Below are 21,196 nucleotides of genomic sequence, written 5' to 3'. Positions count from 1 at the left end.
GTGGCGGACCGCCGTATCCACGAAGAGCGAGAACATGTATACTTGTCCGAAGATTGGACCTAGTGGTTCCTCTTGACCTATTCATCACCACTTCGTGGTGATGGTCATGGTCCGTAGTGGTTCAGGAGCTGGTCGGGGGGCTGGTGTAGTGGCAGCGGCTGCATGCGATATTGCCGAATCGGTCGGCCTTGACCGCCTGGAATGCCAGGTCGTGCAGGGTGAAGAGGTTCTCAGGCAGGCGTACAGTGCGGGCCTGGCGGCGCTCCTCCTCGAAGGTGTCATCCAGGACGTGATGCCGGTATTCGGCGGACCCGTGCAGCTGTTGACGGGCCGCCAGGTCGCTGGGTCTCGCGTCCGAGGCCGGCGATACCGAACACGTATTCCTTAAACCACGATTGTGACCCCATGCCCGCGCCAAGTCCGGCAAAGCATGACCGATCACGAGAACTGGCTGACCATCACCATGGAACGGAACTCGCCGGGGCCCTGGTGATGAAAAAGCCGTCGCCGACAGCCAAGTCCATTGACGAGGTCCTGTCCTAGGCTATCCGGGGGAAAGTAGTGCCGCACACCTTGCTGAGCAAGCCTTGCTGAGCGTCCATGGCCCTAGACGGCCAGTGGGCGAGTGTTCTGAGCCAACGGTCCCCGCAGTCGATGGATTAGACCACTGTATCATTCATGCCCTGCGTATCGACGGTCGGGCGCCGTTCAGCCGGATCGCCGAGGTTCTGGGCGTCTCCACGCAAACAGTCGCCCGTCGCTACGGGCGGCTGAGCAGCGAGCTGTCGCTTCGCGTTGTCGGGGTGGTGAACCCGCGGCAACCGTCAGATGGGAAGTGGATTCTGAGGCTCACGGCCAGCCCGAACACCGCTCAGAGTGTCGCGTACAGCCTGGCTCGGCGGGACGACACCACCTGGGTGCGGCTCGTGTCCGGGGGAACCGAAATATGCTTCGTCATGAACTCCGCGGCGCACCATACGCTGCTGTTCCGCGAGATCCCTCGTGTGGCCAACATCGCCGAGGTGTCGGCTCACCGCCTGCTGCATACCTATTTAGGCGGTCCCACCGCATGGCAGGGGCACACCACCGCTCTCACCAACGAGCAGCAGGAACAACTACGCCGAGCACTCGACTCGTCAGATGACGCTGACGAGCCCAAGCTCCGCTCATCCCTGACCCAGGCGGACTGGCACCTGCTGGCCGCGTTGCAGAATAACGGCCGCATCAGCTACACAGACCTCGCCGCCGAGACCGGCCAGTCTTCCTCGACCATTACGCGCCGACTCGCTGCTTTGCAGGCCAGCGGCATGCTCACCTTCGACGTCGAGATCAGTGCGGAGGTATACGGCATCACCACGCAAGCCCTGCTGTGGATGTCTGTCGCCCCCGCGCACCTGAACCAGGTAGCGCGCACCCTGATCCAACACAGGGAACTAGCTTTCCTGGCCTCTACCACCGGCCCAACCAACCTGGTGGCCCTCGTCTTGTGCAAGAGTCCCAGTGAGCTGCATGACTACCTGGCCGATAGGCTCAGCGCGCTGGACTCCATCCGCATGCTCGAAACAAGTCCTGTCCAGAGGACTCTGAAAACCTGCAGTCCGTTCCTGCATAGCAGCCCCAGACGTAGCAATTCGGCCTGACGCGGGTTCGGAACCTCCATCAGTCGATCAGTCCAGGGTTTCACCAGCGTGCGAAATGTCGGGTGGCCCGGGGGAATCACACCCCCGGCTCCCGCAGATCCGTAGCGTGAGCCTCGTTTCCTCGACCGGAGGTCTGATGACGTGGCCTGGCCTGCGTGAAGTGCGCCGAACCACCGCACCCGTCGGATGCGGCGCTCGCCGCGCCCCGAGCCGAGCTTCCCCTGGCTGAACTCCCGCCGAGTTCAGCCAGGGGAAGCGGCGGTGACGTGCATGAACGCGGGGCCCGGGGCTCGGCCCCGGAATCATCAAGGTGAGTGGCCGGTCTCTCGGCAGCCTAGTACTCCAGCCGTAGTTCGTGATCTCGATCGTGAGGGGCGCCGAGGAGGCAGCTGGCAGCGTCGATCATCTGGACGAGACCGACCACGCCGTCGCGGGCGTCCGTTCCTTCTCCGCCTACCCGACTACTCGAGTCCACCGAGACGGAGGGCGTTCCTTATCTCGCTGAGCTTCTCGGTCGTCGCCGGGGTCCACTCCTTCGCCTGCTCACCGAGACGGAGGGCGTTCTCAATCTCGCTGAGTTTCGTGGAGGACAGAACGTCCGCTCGCTCGATCAGGTCGTCCCGGGACACGGTGGTCAGCCACGTGCAAGGGGTAAAGCCCGGACGCGGCAACGCGAACCGAAGCACGCCTTCAAAGGGCAGTCCTTCCACGGCGCCTACTGCCACTTCGACGCCCAGACCGGTGATGTCGACACCCGCCCGAGCGACGACCTGCATCACCCGGATCCCGGACGCGTCGTCTCCCGACAGCAGCACGACCGGCCGCCGCTCGTCGAACTCCACCCACCAGACTTCGCCACGTTGCACATGTCCTCCTGACACAGGACGGCGGGCGGACGCTGCGCGACCCCGACGCGCTGTGGAGACGGGTGCGGCCACCCGTTGATCATCGGTGTGTGAAGACAAACGATCACGCGGTGGCCGCAGGTCACAGCGTAGACCCTGCCCGCTGGCAGGAGGCGTTCGAGGGCCTGATGAGCCGGATAGCGGGACGGTTCACACGGGTCGAACCCCGGTGCCGGGTCCGGAAGTTGGTGCTCGGACTGCTGTCGGACCTGCCGCGCAAGAACTGCTGGACCATCGCCGAATGGGCTGGCGAGACCACTCCGGACGGCATGCAGCACCTGTTGGGGCGGGCCAAGTGGGACGCCGACCGGGTCCGCGACGATGTGTGTGACTACGTGGTGGACCACCTGCACGACGACCAGGCGGTACTGGTGGTCGACGAGACCGGGGACGTGAAGAAGGGCACCGACACGGTCGGCGTCCAGCGCCAGTACACCGGCACCGCGGGCAGGATCGAAAATGCCCAGGTCGCCCTCTACCTGGTCTACGCCGGCCGGCGCGGGCACGCGGCAGTGGACCGGGAACTGTACGTCCCGCGTTCATGGACCTCCGACCCTGACCGCTGCCGGGATGCCGGACTCGACCAGGACACCGCCTTCGCCACCAAGCCGGAACTGGCCACTCGTATGGTTGCCCGGTTCCTGGACGCCGGCCACCAGGCCGCATGGGTCGCCGGCGACGAGGTCTACGGCGGCAACCCCAGGCTGCGAACCGCACTGGAGGAACGCGGCACCGGCTACGTCCTCGCGGTGGCCTGCTCGCACGAAGTCACCACCGGGGCGGGGAGGTTCCGTGCGGACACCCTGGCCAAGAAGGTGCGCAAGCGGGCCTGGCAGAAGCTCTCCGCAGGGGTCGGGGCCAAGGGCCGCCGTTTCTACGACTGGGCAGTTATCGACCTCGCCGACCCCCGACCCGGGAGTCGTCAGCTGCTGATCCGCCGTAACCGCAGCACCGGCGAACTCGCCTACTACCGCTGCTACTCGCGCGCACCCGTGCCGCTGACCGTGCTGGTCAGAGTCGCTGGATCAAGATGGCGGGTGGAGGAGTTCTTCCAGTCGGTCAAGGGCCTGGCCGCACTCGACGAGCATCAGGTCCGCCGCTATGCCTCCTGGTCCCGCTGGGTCACCCTCGCCATGCTCGCGCACGCCTTCCTCGCCGTCGTACGCGCAGACGAGCACACCCGCCCCGCACCCGATGCCCTCATTCCGCTCACCTGCAACGAGATCCAGCGCCTGTTCATCACACTCGTTGTCCGACCTGTCCACGATGCCGCCCACCGGCTCGGTTGGTCCGACTGGCGGCGCCGCCACCAGGCCCGATCCCAGGCCAGCCACTACCGTCGACAAGCCACTCAGGCATGAAGATCACGATCTACGGCTGGAGTACTAGGGTCATCAGTGGTTGTAGACGAGGTGGGCGATGCGTTCGGCGATCATGATCGTGGTGAGGTTGGTGACGCTGGAGGGCACGTACGGGATGATCGAGGCGTCCACGACACGCAGGGCGGCGATTCCGTGCACGGCTCCGCGGGAGTCGACGACGGCCTGAGGCGAGTCGGCGGCACCCATGGGGGCGGTGGAGGAGGGGTGACCGTAGATGGAGAGGCTGGATTCGATCACCCGCGTCAGTTCCTCGGCGCCGTCGGGCAGTTCGCGCGGCATCAGAAGCCCGGCGAGCGACGGCGCGAGTGCCGGGTCACGGGCCAGATCACGGGCGATTCGTACGCCTTCGAGCATGCGTCGGCGGTCGCGCTCGGTGCCGAGGTAGTTGTGGTCGATCAAGGGTTGGGCAAGCGGATCGCGGCTGGCGAGGCGCACCGTGCCCTGCGCCTCGGGGAGCACGAGAGCCGTGGACAGGGCGATGACGCCGCCGGCGGGCATGAACGGAGCCCCGTTGGGATGCACGGCGACGACGTTCAGGTCGAGTTCACCGTCCGCGGCCTCGCTGGAGGCGGTCCACAGCAGTGCGCCGAGGGCCGGAGCCATCTCCCCTCGCCCCGGGGCGAGTGCATAGACCGCGGGGCAGAAAGGGTGGTCTTGCAGGTGTTGTCCGACGGGTAGGTCGGCGAGGGGCTCGATGCCGAGCGACGCCACTTCGCCGGCGGGGCCGACGCCGGAGCGCAGCAGGATCGCCGCGCTTCCGTAGGTCCCGGCAGAGAGGATCACCTCGTCGGCATTGAGCACGGTCCCGTCGGCGGTGACCACTCCGGTCGCACTGCCACCGCGGAACAGCACCCGGTCGACGGTGACGGCACCGTGCACCGTGAGATTCGGGCGAGCGCGCACCTCAGCGGTGAGGTAGACCAGTGCGGTGTTCTGTCGGATCCCATCGAGGACGTTGACCGCGAAGGCTCCGACGCCGTCCTGCTCGGCACCGTTGAAGTCGGTGATCCGCTTGTGGCCAAGGGCGACTGCGGCGTCGATGAAGCCACGATGCGCGCAGGTCAGCTCGGAGTCGGTCAGTTGGCGCACGGGCATCGGCCCGCTTCGCCCGTGAAACTCGTCCTCGCCGGTGGGGGTGTTTTCCAGGGCGCGGAAGTACGGCAGGACGTCGGCGAAGCTCCAGTCGTCGAGCCCGTTCTCGGCCCAGCGGGCGAAGTCGCGGGCGCGGGCGCGGAGGGCGGCGCCGGCGTTGACGGCGGAACTCCCGCCCATCACCTTGCCGCGCAGGGCGACCATCGAGGGGCTCAGTCGCCCGCCCCGCGAGGTGTATCCCCAGTCGTGATCGAGATCGGCGATCCGGTTGGCGTCGAGCAGCGCGTCGGGGAACTGGGTGGGGCCGTAGTCCGGCCCGGCCTCGAGCAGCACGACGCGCCGGGCGGGGTTCTCGCTCAGGCGCGCGGCGAGCACTGCGCCGGCCGATCCGCCGCCGACGATCAGGACGTCGGCCGGTTCGACGGAGTGGGACAAGGTAGGACCCTTTCGATCTCGTTGGAGTTGGAGGGAGCGTCCCGGTGGCGAGCCGCCGCGCGCGACATCGGAACCGCGCTCACGGTGCGAACGTGAGCGTTGCCAGAACCACTCTCAGTTCCGGATGACACCCTTGTTCCGCATGAGGAAGTCGGCCAGGTAGCCATCGTGCGGTACCGAGGGATCCATCCAGTGGGTGTGCTGGCTTCCCAGGTACAGGTTGCTGATGGTCGGCTCGCCGAGCAGGCGGTCGATGAGCTGGGTGTCGTGGGTCATCGCGTTGAGTACGAGCGTGTTCTTCAGCGGTTCCGTGCCGGCCTCGGGTGTCCACGGCGCGAACCACACGCACGGGAACGGCAGTTCCACCCCTGCCTGCGGAGCGGCCGGATCGTCGAGTTGGAAGACGGCGGGCAGCAGCGCGGCGCTTCCGTCCCCGAGTTCGCCCACGACGCCGTCGCCGCCGAGCCAGAGCCGGGCGCCGGCCGCCTTCTTGAGCAGGTGCCTTTCGATCGCCTTGGCGACCGCGACCGGCTGTACGGGGAGTACGGCCTTGTCATCCTCGGGCGGCAAGGGGGTCGCGGCGGACAACCGCGCCGCGACCGCCTCGGCGAGCGGAGTCGGGTCGCCCTCCACGAAGATGGCTGTCGTGTTCACGCATCCGGTCCCGCCGTGGCCGCTCACGGAGGAGACGATCACGTCCAGGTGGTCGCGCCAGTCCACGTCGGCCGTGATGAGGATCTTCGACCGACCCGGCCCCTGCGGCAGCACCGTCGCGGCCTCGCAGTACTTGCGGGTCACCTCTTCGCCGCCGTACACCATCCCCAGGTCGGCGCCGTGCAGGATGGCGTCGGCACCGGCGTGGTCGGTGGGCAGGAGCACCACCTGGTCGTCGGCGAATCCCGCGCTCCGCAGTGCCGCCACGAGCCGGTGCGGGGTGAAGGGATCGCGGCTCGACGGGCGGACCGCGACGCGGTAGCCCAGCGCCAGTGCCTCCGGCCAGATGCTGTGGGTGCCGGGGTGGTTGCCCGCGGCGTGCACGGCGAACACGTTTCCGCGCCGTGTCCACACCGAACGCCCGGTCCGCGTCAGCGGATCACGCCAGTTGTCGACCGCCCCCCGCGGGCGCGCGTACTGGACGCTCGCATGAGCCTTCGCCACCCGCTCGGCGACCGTCGTGGTCGCCGTGACGACGGAGGAGATCGGGACGCCACCGACCCTGCTGACAGCGTGTTGGTACTCCTCAACGGTCAGGCCGTCGATCGTCGCGGTCGCGAAGAGCTTGGCCGCACGGATCATCGCGTCGGCCCGTTCGTCGGCCGGCATGATGCTGCTCCGGCGCAGCGCCGCCATGGTGCGGTTGACATACAACGGCGGCACGAGGCTCAGTTCCGCGAGGGCAGTGCCTGCCACATCGGTGACCGTCTGTATGTTCCTGGAGCGGTAGGCACCCGTTGCACCGAGCGCGGGCAGGTCGATCATCAGTAAACCCCCTCGATGACGTCCTCGTCCTCGAAGACCGCGACCGTGGAGATGTCGGCGACCGAGTCCCCGACCAAGCCGTTCACCTGAGGAATCCGAGTGGCGACGTCACGTTCCAGGTTGCTGGGCAGCAGGAAGGACTTGCTGACGTGGTTGACCAGCACCCGGCCCCGCTCTCCGTAGGACACCGGCTCGAGGCTCTTCGGAGCGACGACCGTGAAGGTCACGTAGGGGGAGAACGAGTCGAAGACACACGGATCGTCGACGGAGATCCCGGCGCGCTCGCCCGCGACCCCGATGATCATCGTGCTTCCGTACTCGCCGCACAGCGCGACCTCGGGGAACACCTCGGTCTTGAAAAGGTGCCGGGAGTCGGCGTCCATCTGAGTGCCTCCCCACCTGATGCACTTCACCCGCTCGTTCACCAGGGCGACCAGCTTCTCGTCCCTGGCCAGCCGTTCCAGCAGCGGGGGTGTGATGGTGAGCAGGCCGATGTCCTGCGTCCGCAGGACGTCGGCGGCCTGGTCGATGAGGTGCTGGGCGTAGGCGTCGACCTGCCCGAACTGACCGTCGGCGACGAGCCGCTTCACCCAGCGCGGATCGAGGTCGATCGTGAAGCCGTGGCGGCCGTGCGTCACGGCGTGATGCCGGAACAGGGTGCCCACGACGTGCGGCCCGGTCGGGATGACTCCCAGCCAGTTCTCTGCGCGCGGCACACCGTGGCGGTCCAGGTTCGCGTTGCTCCAGCTCACCATGCGGTCAAGCCAGTCCCGCATCAGAACGACCCGCTTCGGAGCGCCGGTGGTGCCGCCGCTTTCGAAGAACCCGACCACGTCGGGCTGATTTCCGTATCCCCTGGGAATCAGGTCCTCGCCACGGACGTCACGAAGCTCCGCGGCCACGTTCGGGAAGAGCCGGAGGTCCTCGTGCGTCTTGACATCGGCTCGCGGATCGAAGCCGAGAGTAGCGGCTCGGTCCAGCCAGAACTTGCAGCCGGTCTCGGGATTGAAGTGCCACTCCATGGCGGCGCGGATGAACTCGTCCGGATCGGGCTGGACGTCGAACGGAAGATCCAGGATCTGGTCTGCGGTAAGCGGCATTGTCTCTTCCTCATGGAAAGGGGCGGGTGTGTCCGGGCACGACGACGATGCCGCCGAAGCCGTGAAAGGCGGTGAGCGCCAGGAGGGTTTGTCGAAGGAGCGGGAACTACGGTTGCAGCCGGCTCGTACGCCACTCGAGCGAGTCGCGGTCATAGCGCAGCCTGCGGTGCAGCCGGTCCGAGCTCGCGGACCAGAATTCGACGACGTCGGGCTGCAGCCGGTAGCCGACGAAGAACTCCGGCCGTGGCTGGGGCTCCCCGGTCAGTTCCAGGCTGCGTGCCCTGGCGCGCAGAGCCTCGACGTCCTCCAGCGGCTCGCTCTGCTCGGTGACCGTCGACATGGCGTGCAAAGGAATCGGCCGGGCGGACCACAGGGCGTCCGACTCGGCGTCGGGCAGCAGCTCGACCGGACCGGAGACGATGATCTGCTGACCGGTCTCTCTCCAGTACAGCAATCCCGACGCCCACTCCGTAGCAGCGATTTCACGTCCTTTCTGGCTGCAGCTGTGGCTGCTGAACACCAGACCGAGGTCAGTGACATCGATGATGGCGACCACCCGGTTGGAGGCGCGGCCGCGGGAGTCCGCAGTGGCCAGCGCCAGCGCAGTGGGCTCGCGGACTCCGATTTCCCGTGCCTGGGAAAGCCAGCTGCGCACCAGCTGGAGAGGCTCCGCCGGCGGCTTGTCGTACTCGGGGAAGGGGAGGTCGACCTTCCCGCTGAGGGACTCGTATCCACTTGCGTCCATGAAAGGCCCCCCACTAGACATTGATTGTTCCCTCGGCAACCATGACCGCGTGCCCGCCGACGTGGACCGAGCTGACTGACTCGCCGACCCCCTCGGCGGTCGCCCTCATGACCGACGGGCGTCCCATTTCCACGCCCTGGGTAATTTTGATCTCCTGCCCGTACTCGGCGAACCCGTGTCTGGCCAGGTGAATCGCGAGAGGCCCGGCAGCGGAACCGGTCGCCGCGTCCTCGACCACGCCGTAGGCGGGGGAGAACATCCGCGTCCGCCAACCCCCGTCCGCCTTGGCGAAGCAGTTGGCGGCCATGTCGGGGAAGCGCGAGAGGGCGCGGTGATCCGGGTGGAGAGCGGAAAGCGCCTCGACGTCGCTCAACCCCACGAAAACGTGACGCGGCCCGTTGTGGTAGATCTCGACCGGGGCCGTCGATGACCCGACCCCGAGTGCGGCCAGGAGCTCCGTGGCGAGAGCGTAGGGCTTCGAACTGGGAACCGGCTGCTCCATCTGGACCCACGCGGCGCCGTCGCGGGTGCCCAGCTCGAACGGGATGGCACCCATCGCGGTCTCCAGCAGCAGCCTGTCGCGTCCCCAGGTCCGACCGAGCGCGAAGGCTGTACCGAGCATCGGGTGCCCGGCGAACGGCAGTTCGTTCACAGGGGTGAAGATCCTGATCCGCGCGTCGCCGTCCTGCTCGGCCGGCAGCACGAAGGTGACCTCGGAGAGGTTCATCTCCTTCGCGATGCGTTGCATCGTCTCACCGGTCAGATCCTCGCTGTCGAAGAAGACGGCGACGGGGTTGCCCAGCAGGGGCTCGCTGGCAAAAGCGTCTACGACCATGTATCGGTGCATTACCGGCGCTCCAGGGCTTGTGCCGGTACCGAGGGCCCGGCGGAGAAGGCGAGGCCGCGCGAGTCGATCCCCTCGGCCACCGCTGCGACGTCGAAGCTGGCGCGGTGGTCGGGTGCGTACCCGATCAGCTCGGCCGCCCGGTTGGGGGGCAGCTGCTGATCTGCCGGAACGTCCGAGTCCCACCACATGACCGCGCCCCAACGGCCGCGTTCACGGTCGGCGATCCACAGCTTCAGCTGCAGTCCCTTGACCTCGTGCCACGGCTCGACGGAGCCGTCACGAAGATCCTTCTCCAGGGATTCGACGGTCTGGTGGGACCTGGCCAGGTCCCACCAGACGACATCCACTCTCATCGGCCGAGCACCCCCTGTATCGCCTCTCTGATGATGCGCGGGCCGTCGACGGTGAGCACCGACTCGGCGTGGAACTGCATCGAGGCGAAGCCCGGCCCGCGTAGCGCGTTCACCTCGCCGGTCTCCTGGTCTCGGCTCACCTCGACCACGCCGATCCCTTCGACGGTTCGCTCGCTCACCGCGCTGTGCGCGGCGAACGTGTTGTAGAAGCCCACTCGTTCGGGCACGCCGAACAGTTCGATCTCACGCTGTACGCCCTGGTTGGGTACCTCGCGGCGGTGCAGCTCGAAGCCGAGCTTCGTGCTGAGCACCTGATGGCTCAGGCACACGGCCAGCATCGGCCGGCGACTGGCCAGCGCGGTGTCGATCGACTGCCGCAGCTTGGCGATCTTGGGGTGGGAGGTCATCCGCGGATCTCCCGGACCGGGACCGAAGACCGTCAGGTCGTAGGCCGCCACGTCGTACGGCTCGTCGAAGCGGCGGACCTCCACGGACAACCCCAGTGACCGCAACTGCTGGTCGAGCATCGCGGTGAAGGTGTCCTCCGCGTCCACGACCAGTGCCGTCATGCCGTCCAGCGAGGCCCCGGCCGACGGGCGGTCATCCTTGTCCCGGAGCCAGAAGTCCGCGATCCCCTCGTTGCGGCGCTCCAGGGCGGCGCGGACCTCCGGGTTGGCCGCGTAGCCGGATGAGCGGTCGGACTTGAGCGCGTTGAGCAGGGTCGCCTGCTTGATGTGGGTCTCGGCGGCCTCAGCCATCGGGTCGGAGTGGCGCACCAGTGTGGCCCCCACGGAAATGTTCATCCGGCCGCCGGGATCGATGTCGGCCGTCCGGATCAAGATCGCCGAGTCAAGTGTCTGCTTTCCGGCCGCGTCCCGTCCGATCAGCGCGGCGACCCCGCTGTAGTAGCCGCGTCCTTTCGGTTCGTAGCGCGAGATGACCTTGGCGGCGCTCTCCAGCGGGCTCCCGGTGACGGTCGGGGCGAACATCGTCTCGTGCAGGACCTCGCGCACATCGCGGTTGGTCCTGCCCTCGATCAGGTATTCGGTGTGCGCCAGCCGCGCCATTTCCTTCAGGTACGGCCCGTGGACGCGCCCGCCGTCATCGCACAGCCGGGCCATCATCTTCAGTTCCTCGTCGAGGACCATGTAGAGCTCGTCCGTCTCCTTGGTGTCGGCGAGGAACTCCATGACACCCTGCAAGGTTGGGCCGCCGGACGGATACCGGTACGTGCCGCTGATCGGGTTCATGACGGCCGTGCCGCCGGCGAGCGAGACGTGGCGCTCCGGTGTCGCACCGACGAGAGTGTTGCGGCCGGTGTGGATGATGAAGGTCCAGTAGGCCTTCTCCTCGCGCTCCAACAGCCGCCGGAAGAACGACAGGGCGCTGGTCAGCGAGTAGTCGCCGATGTCGGCGACGAACGAGCGCTTCATCACGAAGTTGGCGCCCTGGCCGGTGCCGATCTCCTCGGTGACGATCTGGCGCACCATCTGCGCATAGGCGTCGTCGTCCACGTCGAAGTGTCCGTCGGCCAATTCCGTCGGGACCTGCGGGAAGCCGGCGAGCGCTTCGGCGACCGGCACCGTGTCGCGAGCGGTGAGGCTCATCGCGAGCAGGGGCGTGGCGTCGTCCCGCGCGGCGAAGCCGCGATCGGCCAGTTGCCGGTAGGGGACCAGCACCAGCGTGTCGAGCGCGGGACCCGGCCCGGAGTCGTCGGCCAACGGGATGTCGTCCAGCGACTTGTACTCGGTCACCTGGCCGGTCAGGATGTCCAGCGTGCCCAGGGAGCCGCTTTCGGGACGGTGGATGATCGCGAAGGCGGGTAGTTCCAGCGCGAGAACTTGCTCAAGCAAGACGCTCATGCGAGCACGTCCTCGGTTCGGACCACCATGGCGCAGCACCGTGCCGCGTATTCGAGGGTCATCTTGTGGCGGTCTTCGGAGAAGTCGCCGAGCGCGTCGGCGACCAGGAAGGGCTGGATGTCGTTGGAGAACGCCTCCAAAGCGGTCGACAGCACACCGATGTGCGCGTAGACGCCGCAAATGATCAACTGGTCACGCTGTAGCGCGCGCATGCGCTGCAGCAGCTCCGACCCGAAGAACGCACTGTAGCGCCATTTCGTGCTCACCCAGTCGTCCGCGTCGGGTTCGATTTCGGGAACGACCGCGCGTTCGGTCTCGTCAGTGCGCATGCCGGGGCCCCAGAAGTCCTTCAGGAGCCCACGCTGCCGGTCCGTCATCCCGCCGGGCTGGGCGGTGTAGGCCACCGGCACCCCCAGCGCTCCGCAGCGCTTCTTGAGGTCGGCGATGTTACTCACCAATTCGCTGCGCATGCCGTCCTCAAAGGGCTTGAGGAAATAGCTCTGCATGTCGTGGATGAGGAGCACCGCCCGATCCGGGTCGACGGTCCAGCGCACGGTGTTTTCCGGCAGCGCATGCCTCGGCGGCAGTCTGTAAGGCGCGATCGGCGGTATTCCCGTCATCACAAGGCTCCCTCTCTAGGAATCTCAGTACTCGGACCACGCCGAGACCACCTTGATGGCCTGGGGGGTGTTGAGTCGCGGATCACACAAGCTGGTGACGGGGCCCGACCCCAGCTCGGCCGTGTCCAGCACGCACTCGGTCACGTCGTCGGGGGTCGCCTCGAGGTGAAGCCCCCCGGCCGGAACCCCCGCCAGGTCCAGGACCCGCCGGAAGCCGCGGACTTCGCGGGCGACGGTTTCCACGAGCCGGTATTTGGTGCCGTCAGCCGCGCAATCGGTGTTCCCGTGCATCGGGTCGCTGAGCCAGACCACCGGGTGCCCGGCCGACTGCACAGCCTCGACGAGCCGGGGCAGCCTGTCAGCGACGAGGTCGGCGCCCATGCGCACGATGAGTGAAAGCCGGCCCGGCTCCCGCTCCGAGTCCAACCGGTCGCACAGCTCGACGATCTCGTCGGCGGTCATTGACGGGCCGACCTTGCAGGCGACCGGGTTGGACACCTGGGCGAGCAGTGCGACGTGCGGGCCGTCGATCTGCCGGGTCCGCTCGCCGATCCACGGCCAGTGGGTGGAGCCGAGCAAGTGCCGACCGACGTCGAGCTCTCGGAGCATCGATATCTCATAGTCCAGAAGCAGCGCTTCATGGCTGGTCCAGACAACAGGCCCGTCAAGCCGAGGTGCTGACCCGACCCACCCGAGCTGCGTCGTGATCTCCCGCGCCGCCATGTAGGCCGTGAGCATGCGCAGTGGATCGGGACGCCTGCTCTCGTGGGTGGGCGCCGGCCCGTTGATCATGTGCCCGAAGAAGGACGGCAGTTCGTCATCGCCGAGATTTTCGACCTGGCTGGAGCGGGGCTTGGAGAACTGCCCTGCGATCCGCCCGACCCGCAGCGTCTGCTTGCCGGTGGCGCTCTCCAGGTTCTGGGCGAGCAGATCGATGAGCCCGGTCTTGCCTTGAATGTGCCCAGCGGTGCACTCGGCTGGGTCTTCCGCACAATCCCCGGCCTGTAGCACCTGCATCTCGCCGGTGGCGACGCGGGCCAGGTGGGAGCGGAGGTTCTCTACCTGCGCCGCGGTCACCAGCGGTGTGACGGATGACAGCATCGCTCGTACGAGCTCGACCTGTGAGGGATTGTCCCATTCGGGCTGATGGCGCGCCTGGGCCCTATCGATGTCGGCAAGGATGTTTCCCATAACGACCTTCTCCATTGATTGATAAGAAGACGCCCGGCGAACGGCGTTCAGGTCGGTATGTCGGCCCGCTTGACCTGAGGGACGGCGATGCCCAGAGCCCTGAACTGCTGGCAGGGGTTCATGAACTCGCGCTGGCACTTGATCTTCCCGTTCTCGAACAGGAAGGAGTGCAGGAAGTGATTGCGGTAGTGGCCGTCGGGATAGTCGGGGAAGCGGATCGTTCCCTCGCCGTCGCATTCGACCCAAAACTGGTTGGGGTCCTGCGTGTCGAAGATCTCGATGTTCGTCCAGGCCCAGTCGGGGAAGCACTTGAGCGACCATTGGCCGTGGTCACCCAGTCGGTCTCTGCCCGTGATGACGATCGGCTGCCCAGTTTCGGTCGTCCAGAGACCACCGGTGCCGTCTTCGGTGAACAGAAGGTGCCGACGCAGGCGATCCTCCCCGCGGGTATTCATGTACTGCTCCACGATCGCACGGTTGCTCGCTCGCAGTTCCGCGTCGCCGCGGGACCTCGACAACGTATCGGTGGTTTCAGCGGTGCCGGTGATGTCGACCATTGGCTCTTCCTGTAGTGCCGAAGTAAAGCGGGATCACCGCGCGCACAAGGGTAGACCCAACGAGTCATGACGACGCCGAAAGAGCACAATCATGAATTGGTTCATGAGATTTCTTTTGAATCCCCCTCCCGCGCACGGCGGGTAGGCGGAATCTTGTTCATACCCTGGCTGGTTCGGGAAGCCGCTCACCGCTGTCTGGCCGAAAAATTCCAGCCGGTATCACCGTCTGAAGGATCTGCTCCATGGCGGGCGCGACTCTGCCTGAGCACTCGTAACACGATCTTGTGGCTGTGGGCTGGTGGGCCGTGTCCGGTGTGACGATTCGTCCGTTGTGGTGGTGTGAGTGCACCGTGGATGGTCGATGACCAGCTGTGGGCGCTGATCGAGCCGGTCCTGCCGTGGCCGGAGCGCTCCCGGGACTGCGGCCGGTGGACGACCGGCTGTGCCTGCAGGGGATCCTGTTCGTGCTGTTCACGGGCATCACGTGGCAGTTGCCGCCTGAACTGGGCTTCGGCTCGGGGCAGACCTGCTGGCGCCGGCTGTGCCGCTGGACGGAAGCGGGAGTGTTCGACCAGGTCCACCGGGTACTGCTCGCGGAGTTGAACGCGGCCCGGCGGATCGACTGGACGCGCGCCTGCGTGGACTCCTCCCACGTGCGGGCGAAAACGTGCCTCTATGGCTTTCGTCAAGCCGTAGCCGGTGTGGGTGGTTGGTAGAAGGTGCCGTCTCGGAGCATGGCGAAGAGGACGTCGATGCGGTGTCGTGCCAGTGCGATGAGGGCGGCGATGTGGTGTTTCCCCTCGCGGCGTTTGCGGTCGTAGTAGGCGCGTGACTCGGGCTGGGAGAGTGAGGCGAACGCGGCGAGGTAGAAGGCCCGTTTGAGTTGTTTGTTGCCGCGTCTGGACGGGTGTTCGCCGCGGATGGACGATCCGGAGTTTCGGGTCACGGGTGCCAGGCCGGCGTAAGCAGCGAGGTGCCCGGCGGTGGCGAAGCCGCTGCCGTCGCCGACATCGATGAGGATGCGAGCCGCGGTCCTGATCCCGATGCCGGGCATCGAGATCAGGACCTGGGAAAGAGGGTGGGCCTCCAGAAGTTCTTCGATCTTTGCGGCGAGGAGTTTTCGCTGGTCAAGAACGGACTGGAGAGAGCTGGCGAGGCTGGGGACGATCAGCGCGGCCGCGTCGGTGCCCGGAACGACGACGGTCTGTTCGTCGAGTGCGGTGAAGATGTCCTCGACCAGCCGCTCGGCCATCCGCGGTGCCTTCGGACGTATCAGGGTGACCAGCCGCCGTCTTCCGGCTTTGCGGATCTGGGCTGGTGAGCCGAACTGCTCCAGCAATCTGAGCACGGCCGGGTGCTGGATGCGCGGGCCCAGGGCACGCTCGAGCGACGGATGGATCTGGGTGAGCAGGCTCCGGAGCCGGTTGGCGATCCGGGTGGACTCGCCCGCCAGGTCGTCGTCGAAGCCCGCGATCATCGCGAGCTCGGCGACCGTCTCATCGGCGGGATCGATCGTCCGCAGGGTGTGGGGCATCGCTCTGGCGGCGTCCGCGATGACGAACGCGTCACGAGCGTCGGTCTTGGCCTCACCAGGGTAAAGATCGGCGATCCGCCGCATAGTCAGCCCGGGCAGGTAGGCGACCTGGCAGCCTGCATCCCGGGCAACTGCCAGGGGCAGAGCTCCGATGGAAGCCGGCTGGTCGACGACCATCAGCACAGTCCCGTGCTTGGCCCGGAGCTTGTCGAACAGCTCCCGCAGCGTCGGCTCGCTGTTGGGCAGCGGCTTGTCTAAGACCTTCTTCCCAGCGCGATTGACGGCGGTGGCGTGATGTTCACCCTTGCCAACATCCAGCCCCAGATAGACGCCGATGTCAGTTTCGTCCGTCACGACCGTTGCTCCCGCCCTCGCCTGTTCCCGGCCTCACCTGCGGCATCAGCGTGCCGGCATCCACGTTAAGAAGAGACTGCCTCACCCGGTTAGGGCCTGGCTCGTGCCTCTAATCAGCGGTCTGCCAATGCCTCCGGCACCGGCGACACCACCTTTTCGATCATCTCGACTGGGGGCTCAAGTCATACCAGGGCCGAAGGCCGGGAGCCTCATTGCGAGGCCACGAAGAAGGTAACGGGGGTGCCGGGGTTGATCCGTCGCCGGTCGATCGCGGCAAGTCGGGCAGCGAACACCACCTGATCCGCGACGGCAGCGGCACGCCGCTGAAAGTGATCACGACCGGCGGCAACGCCCCGACATCACCCAGGCACTCGCCCTGGTCGACGGCGTCCCGTCCGCGGCTGGCCGACCGGGTCGGCCACGCAAGCGGCCCGAGTCCCTTCCCGGTGATAAGGCTGACGACAGTCGGCACGTCCGACGCGAGCTGACCCGGCGTCGGGTCCTGCCTGTCATCTTCCGTCGAGGCGAGCCCTACATCCGCGGCCTCGGCAAGCTCCGCTACGTCATCGAGCGGACCTTCGCCCCGCTCCACCAGTTCAAGCGCCTCGCCACCCGCTGGGAACGACGCCTCGACCTCCACGCCTCACTCGCATGCGCCCTCATCTACTGGCGAAGGATCAACAAGCCGACACCATGATCGTGTCACGAGGCCTGAGCCCCGATCCACCGATCGGGGCTCAGGGCGGCGGCCAGTCGACCGTCCGGGAGTCGGCCCGCCCGCCGGCCTGCACTCCTATCCCCTGTATGAGGGACGCCCGCGACTACGACTACTACTACTACTACTACCGGCAGCCCGGAGCTCCGGACCGGCACCGGTGCCCGGACCCGTGCCGCCGGCCTGGCCGTCGGCGCGCGCTGAAGCCTCGCATCCGACGTGAATTTCGGCCACGCGAGCCGCGCTCGATGGAACGAACAAGCCAATACGGCGCCACGTGCGGTGGCCAAACCTATGGGGCACTTATGTTCGCGGTGCGCTGCGCACCGCACACCTCGATGATTTCCATATCGAAGGATTCGGGAAACTATCGCCCGAGCATCGGCCGCGATCACCCATATCTTGCATGACATACCGCACACAAGACACTTGCCCAACCAGAAGGAATTCCAGTGAAGCGTATCGGTGAACATGCGGTGGTGCTGGGAGCGAGTATCTCGGGTCTACTTGCCGCCCGGGTGCTCTCCGAGGCATTCGACCGGGTAACGGTGGTAGAGCGTGACCAGCTGCCGGAGGGGCAGCGGACTCAGCGGCGAGGGGTGCCGCAGGGCCGCCACGCTCATGGCCTGCTCTCCAAGGGTGCGAAGATCTTCGAGGAGCTGTTCCCCGGGATACTCGACGACTTCGTTGCCGGTGGCGCGCCCGTCATCGACGGACCTGCCGAGCTGCGGATGAGCTTGGGCGGGCACTTGTTGTGCATGGACGGCGAGTACGCCGATCTGTCCCGCACCTACCAGCCGAGCCGGCCGCATTTGGAGAGTCGGCTCCGCGCCCGGATCGGGGATCTTGCGAAGATCAAGCTCATCGACGAGTGCCAGGTCACCGGCCTCGAGACCACCTCGGACAATGGTGCTGTCACCGGTGCGCGTGTCAGGTACGTGGGCAGCGGCTCTGAGGATGTGATCCCCGCCGATCTGGTGGTGGACGCGACCGGCCGGTCTGGACGGACCACCAAGTGGCTGGTCGAGATGGGATACGAGCCGCCGCTCGAGGAGCGTATCGACGTCGACATCATGTACACCAGCCGGTATCTGCGGCCGGCCCCTGGTTCGATGGGTCGTGAGAAGGTCGTGATCATCGGGCACGCACCGGGGAGCCCCAAGGGCGCGGAATTCCTGGAGGAAGAGGACGGGCGCTGGGTTCTGACGCTGATCGGTTACCGCCACCACCATCCGCCGACCGACCCGGCCGGGTGGGTGGAGTTCGCCAGGCCGTTGGTTCCCGAACACGTCTTCGCGGCGATCCGCGACGCTGAGCCGCTCAGCGAGATTTCCGCGCACCGGTTCCCGGCAAGCGTGCGCCGTCGCTATGAGAAGCTGACCCGATTCCCGCGCAGGCTGCTGGTGGTGGGCGATGCGATATCCAGCTTCAACCCCATCTACGCCCAGGGGATGACGGTGGCCTCGCTCCAGGCGATGGCGCTGCGTGGCTCGCTGAGCGGTGACCTGGATCAGGTCGGCCAACGATTCTTCCGCAAGGCCGCCAAACCCATCGGCGTCGCCTGGAAGATGGCGACCGGCAGTGACCTGGCCCTACCTCAGATCGAAGGCCCGAGGCCACTTCCCGTGCGGCTCATCAACTCCTACATGGACAAGGTGCTCGCCGCAGCCGAAACGGACATGGTCGTGACCGAGAAATTCCTGAAAGTCCAGTACTTGCTTGAACCGCCGACAACATTGTGCACCCCGGGCATCATGTGGCGCGTTTTGACGGGAAATCGCCGGAGGCGCTTCCCGGCACACACCAGTTAATCCGGCACGCACCAGTTAATGGAGGTAACCAAATGCCCCTCTCCATCGCCGACAAAGTCCTTCGGCTCTCCCTGACCACGTTCCCGTTCATTGATGCGTCACAGTTCTTTCCGGCGCTCTCAACGTACAAGGTTGACAGGGCCTTCGATCTCACCGAGTTCGAGGAGGCCATGACGCACTTCTTTCGGGGGAATCCGCTCTTCTCCAAGTGCCATCTGGTGGAGCTGACCTTCGACACTCCTGAAGATTTCCCCCTCTCGTCCTTCCAAGGACTCCTTGCGGAAAAGTACGAAAGCTACTACGACGGCTTTCTGCTCGCTTCCGTCACGTACCGCTCCGACCCGCACCTGCAGGGCATCTTTACGTGCGTGCCGTTTCCGCTGCAAGACGGATACAAGACTTTCCGATTCCACCAGGCGCTGATGAGGACCCTGAAGACTCGGCAGGACGGCTTCCAGATCGCCCAAGGCCTCGCAGAGCTGGGGATCCGGGCTGATGAGCTGGCAGACTTCTTGCCGGCCGCTGAGACTTCGCCCTCCGATGCGAGCAAAGAACTCCCCGTCACGTTCACCGAAGGCTCTGACTCGCCGGTCAAGATCGGCCCCTTTTTGGAAAAAATGAGGGCGGATTTCCTTGACCGCGACAGCGCAAACATGTTCGTCCTCAAGAACAGTCTTTACTCGCCGAAGCTGCCCCTTGGCAACTCGCTTCAGTTTCTGACGGTGCCGCGAAGCGTAATCGCGCAAAGCACGGGAATCCAGATCCGTGACTACTATCGCGCCGAGGAGCAGCGGCAGATGGACCTGCTGTCTCGCGTCGAGCGGCGAGAAGACTTCATTGAAGCCGGCCAGGCCAGAATCGGGAAGATGATTGCCACGCCCGACGTCTTTGCCGTCAACAACTACGGCAATGTATCGGCGCACGACGGCTCGGACGCCCATGCGGACCAAGGCACGCTCGTGAAGTACGAGTGGCATATGCCGCTCATCGTGTTGGGGCTTACCGTGGGCGAGAGGTCTGGACTCTCGTGGACGATCACCATTCGCGACAAGGCGTTCAACTTTGCGACGGTCCGAACTTCCCCGCAGGATGACACCGTCAAGGCGGGTACCGGAAGCAATCCGGCAGCGGCCGTCGCATGAACCGCCGGTGTGCCGCTACTCAGGTTGAATCCGTGATGTCCAGGCTGTGGTGACGGGTCGTGATCCCTGCGGTACGACGTCTTCATGCGGTACGCGCAAGGGGGCGGGCTGATGCCTCCTCGAGCAGGTGAAGCGGGAGGCCGTGCGGCTGGAGGCCGCGAAGCGGTTCGAGGCCGGGGCGGGCACGGCGCAGATCGCGGCGGAATTGCGGGTGACGGAGCGGTCGGTGCGCCGGTGGTGGGCGGCCTGGCGGCAGGGCGGTGCCGGAGCGTTGGCATCGGCGGGGCCGATGGCGGTGGAGAAGCTGTCCCCGCAGCAGTGGCAGCGGTTGAAGGCTGAGCTGAAGCGGGGGCCGCTGGCGCACGGCTTCGACGACGAGGAGCAGGGCTGGACGCTGAAGCGGGTGAAGCTGCTGATCGGCCGGTTGTTCCACGTCGGCTACACGGTCCAGGGCGTGTGGCGGCTGCTCAAGCGGCACGGCTGGGGCCGTCAGGTGCCGGTCCGGCGGGCGCTGGAAGGGACGAGGCGGCGATCGAGGTGTGGAAGGCCGAGGTGTGGCCGCGGGTAAAAGTACCGCGCACGACCTGGGCGGCCACATCTGCTTCGCGGACGAAAGCGGCCAGTCGCTGATCCCGCCGAAGGGCCGGACCTGAGCGCCACGCGGGGCCAGACCTGTGGTGCGGGTGGCCGGCCGGCGCGGCGGCCGGGTCAACATCGCCGGCGCCGTGTGTTTCAAGTCCGGTCACCGGCCACGGATGTTCTTCAAGCTGCACGTCCACCGCGGACGCAGGGGTGAGCCGAAGACCTTCGCCTGGCGCGACTACCGGGACTTCATCCGCATGGTGCACCTGCAGCTCGGCACTCCCGTGGTGTGGGTCTGGGACAACCTGAGCGTGCACCTGCAGCAGGAGCTCTTCGACTTCGCCGAGGAGCACAAGGACTGGCTGGTCATCTTCCACCTGCCGCCGTACGCACCGGAGATCAACCCGCAGGAAGGTATCTGGAGCCTGCTCAAACGGGCCCTGGCCGACTTCGCTGCCGCCGACCTCGGGCACCTGACCCGCGTCATAAAACGGAAGCTGAAGAAGGTCCAGTACCGGCCGCACTTGATCACGGGCTGCCTGCCACCCACCGGCCTGGACCTCCACGGCCTGATCGAGACACCGGACATCAAGGATTCAACCTGAGTAGTATCTGCATGCTGCTTCAGGAGGTTTGGGCGCGGCCGTGAATGCATCAGGCGCGACGCTCGCCGTACCTCACGGCGAGCTTCTTTGGCTGAACTCCCGTCGAGTTCAGCCAAGGAAGCGGCGGTGAGGTGCAGGAACGAGGGGTCGGAGCTCGGCCTCAGAGTAGATAACTTGACTATTTGTGAAAAACTCGAAGATTCACTGAATAATCAAGGCCCGCTCGTCTTCTACCGGTCGGGTGG

At 66.3% G+C, this 21,196-nt stretch carries 17 protein-coding genes and 3 pseudogenes; 7 read left to right on the top strand and 13 right to left on the bottom strand.

Annotation, left to right across the window (positions count from 1 at the left end; all coding sequences use genetic code 11):
* Nucleotides 1–121: 121 nt before the first annotated feature.
* On the bottom strand, nt 122–442 hold the full coding sequence (locus IE198_RS32570; protein WP_189893214.1) for a hypothetical protein: 321 nt from the start codon (nt 440–442) through the stop codon (nt 122–124).
* Nucleotides 443–617: 175 nt separating this feature from the next.
* Here IE198_RS32570 and IE198_RS35865 point away from each other — a divergent pair.
* Nucleotides 618–761 (top strand): annotated as a pseudogene (locus tag IE198_RS35865) (Lrp/AsnC family transcriptional regulator); the annotation flags it as partial.
* A gap of 195 nt (nt 762–956) precedes the next feature.
* On the top strand, nt 957–1,640 hold the full coding sequence (locus IE198_RS32565; RefSeq protein ID WP_229834706.1) for an Lrp/AsnC family transcriptional regulator: 684 nt from the start codon (nt 957–959) through the stop codon (nt 1,638–1,640).
* A 461-nt stretch (nt 1,641–2,101) separates the two neighbouring features.
* Here the strand turns inward: IE198_RS32565 and IE198_RS32560 are convergent, their stop codons facing one another.
* Nucleotides 2,102–2,506 carry a putative type II toxin-antitoxin system PemK/MazF family toxin gene (locus tag IE198_RS32560; protein ID WP_189893210.1) on the bottom strand — a complete coding sequence of 135 codons (405 nt, stop codon included), beginning with the start codon at nt 2,504–2,506 and terminating at the stop codon, nt 2,102–2,104.
* A gap of 167 nt (nt 2,507–2,673) precedes the next feature.
* Here IE198_RS32560 and IE198_RS32555 point away from each other — a divergent pair, with 167 nt between their 5' ends.
* On the top strand, nt 2,674–3,906 hold the full coding sequence (locus tag IE198_RS32555; RefSeq protein ID WP_189893250.1) for an IS701 family transposase: 1,233 nt from the start codon (nt 2,674–2,676) through the stop codon (nt 3,904–3,906).
* A gap of 33 nt (nt 3,907–3,939) precedes the next feature.
* On the opposite strand, the gene IE198_RS32550 is transcribed toward IE198_RS32555, so the two are convergent.
* The 10 genes from IE198_RS32550 to IE198_RS32505 form a co-directional block, all read right to left on the bottom strand.
* Nucleotides 3,940–5,454 carry a GMC family oxidoreductase gene (locus IE198_RS32550; protein WP_189893209.1) on the bottom strand — a complete coding sequence of 505 codons (1,515 nt, stop codon included), beginning with the start codon at nt 5,452–5,454 and terminating at the stop codon, nt 3,940–3,942.
* Nucleotides 5,455–5,568: 114 nt separating this feature from the next.
* On the bottom strand, nt 5,569–6,933 hold the full coding sequence (locus tag IE198_RS32545) for an aldehyde dehydrogenase family protein (protein ID WP_189893208.1): 1,365 nt from the start codon (nt 6,931–6,933) through the stop codon (nt 5,569–5,571).
* Complete coding sequence (locus tag IE198_RS32540; protein WP_189893207.1) at nt 6,933–8,033, bottom strand: phenazine antibiotic biosynthesis protein; 1,101 nt, start codon at nt 8,031–8,033, stop codon at nt 6,933–6,935. Before IE198_RS32540 ends, IE198_RS32545 begins: the two co-directional genes overlap by 1 nt.
* 106 nt (nt 8,034–8,139) lie before the next feature.
* Entirely contained in the window at nt 8,140–8,778 is a 639-nt protein-coding gene (gene phzG, locus IE198_RS32535; protein ID WP_189893206.1) for a phenazine biosynthesis FMN-dependent oxidase PhzG, read from the bottom strand.
* Between the two features lie 13 nt (nt 8,779–8,791).
* Nucleotides 8,792–9,613 carry a PhzF family phenazine biosynthesis isomerase gene (locus tag IE198_RS32530; RefSeq protein ID WP_308426896.1) on the bottom strand — a complete coding sequence of 274 codons (822 nt, stop codon included), beginning with the start codon at nt 9,611–9,613 and terminating at the stop codon, nt 8,792–8,794.
* Between the two features lie 11 nt (nt 9,614–9,624).
* Entirely contained in the window at nt 9,625–9,978 is a 354-nt protein-coding gene (locus tag IE198_RS32525; protein ID WP_189893204.1) for a hypothetical protein, read from the bottom strand.
* Nucleotides 9,975–11,840 carry an anthranilate synthase family protein gene (locus IE198_RS32520; protein ID WP_189893202.1) on the bottom strand — a complete coding sequence of 622 codons (1,866 nt, stop codon included), beginning with the start codon at nt 11,838–11,840 and terminating at the stop codon, nt 9,975–9,977. Before IE198_RS32520 ends, IE198_RS32525 begins: the two co-directional genes overlap by 4 nt.
* Nucleotides 11,837–12,460 (bottom strand): isochorismatase family protein, encoded by a 624-nt coding sequence (locus tag IE198_RS32515; RefSeq protein WP_189893200.1) that lies wholly within the window; start codon nt 12,458–12,460, stop codon nt 11,837–11,839. Before IE198_RS32515 ends, IE198_RS32520 begins: the two co-directional genes overlap by 4 nt.
* 24 nt (nt 12,461–12,484) lie before the next feature.
* On the bottom strand, nt 12,485–13,651 hold the full coding sequence (locus IE198_RS32510; RefSeq protein WP_189893198.1) for a 3-deoxy-7-phosphoheptulonate synthase: 1,167 nt from the start codon (nt 13,649–13,651) through the stop codon (nt 12,485–12,487).
* 47 nt (nt 13,652–13,698) lie between these two features.
* Entirely contained in the window at nt 13,699–14,208 is a 510-nt protein-coding gene (locus IE198_RS32505; RefSeq protein WP_189893196.1) for a PhzA/PhzB family protein, read from the bottom strand.
* Nucleotides 14,209–14,562: 354 nt separating this feature from the next.
* On the opposite strand from IE198_RS32505, the pseudogene IE198_RS32500 reads away from it, so the two are divergent.
* Nucleotides 14,563–14,870 (top strand): annotated as a pseudogene (locus IE198_RS32500) (transposase); the annotation flags it as partial.
* Nucleotides 14,871–14,893: 23 nt separating this feature from the next.
* Here IE198_RS32500 and IE198_RS32495 read toward each other — a convergent pair.
* A complete protein-coding gene (locus IE198_RS32495; protein WP_189893191.1) occupies nt 14,894–16,096 on the bottom strand; it encodes an IS110 family RNA-guided transposase in 1,203 nt (400 codons plus the stop codon).
* 1,167 nt (nt 16,097–17,263) lie between these two features.
* Here IE198_RS32495 and IE198_RS32490 point away from each other — a divergent pair.
* The 3 genes and pseudogenes from IE198_RS32490 to IE198_RS36975 all read left to right on the top strand — a co-directional run bounded on the left by IE198_RS32490 (nt 17,264) and on the right by IE198_RS36975 (nt 20,951).
* Nucleotides 17,264–18,622: an FAD-dependent oxidoreductase gene (locus IE198_RS32490; RefSeq protein ID WP_189893189.1), complete on the top strand. Its 1,359-nt coding sequence runs from the start codon at nt 17,264–17,266 to the stop codon at nt 18,620–18,622.
* Between the two features lie 32 nt (nt 18,623–18,654).
* The gene (locus IE198_RS32485) at nt 18,655–19,764 is read left to right on the top strand and encodes a hypothetical protein (RefSeq protein WP_189893186.1); all 1,110 of its coding nucleotides are present in this window, start codon (nt 18,655–18,657) and stop codon (nt 19,762–19,764) included.
* Nucleotides 19,765–19,848: 84 nt separating this feature from the next.
* Nucleotides 19,849–20,951 (top strand): annotated as a pseudogene (locus IE198_RS36975) (IS630 family transposase).
* Nucleotides 20,952–21,196: the final 245 nt, after the last annotated feature.

The organism is Streptomyces xantholiticus (assembly GCF_014651015.1).
Classification (GTDB): domain Bacteria; phylum Actinomycetota; class Actinomycetes; order Streptomycetales; family Streptomycetaceae; genus Streptomyces; species Streptomyces xantholiticus.
The sequence above is the reverse complement of the archived record's forward strand: the minus strand, read 5'-3'. Positions and strand labels throughout refer to the sequence as shown.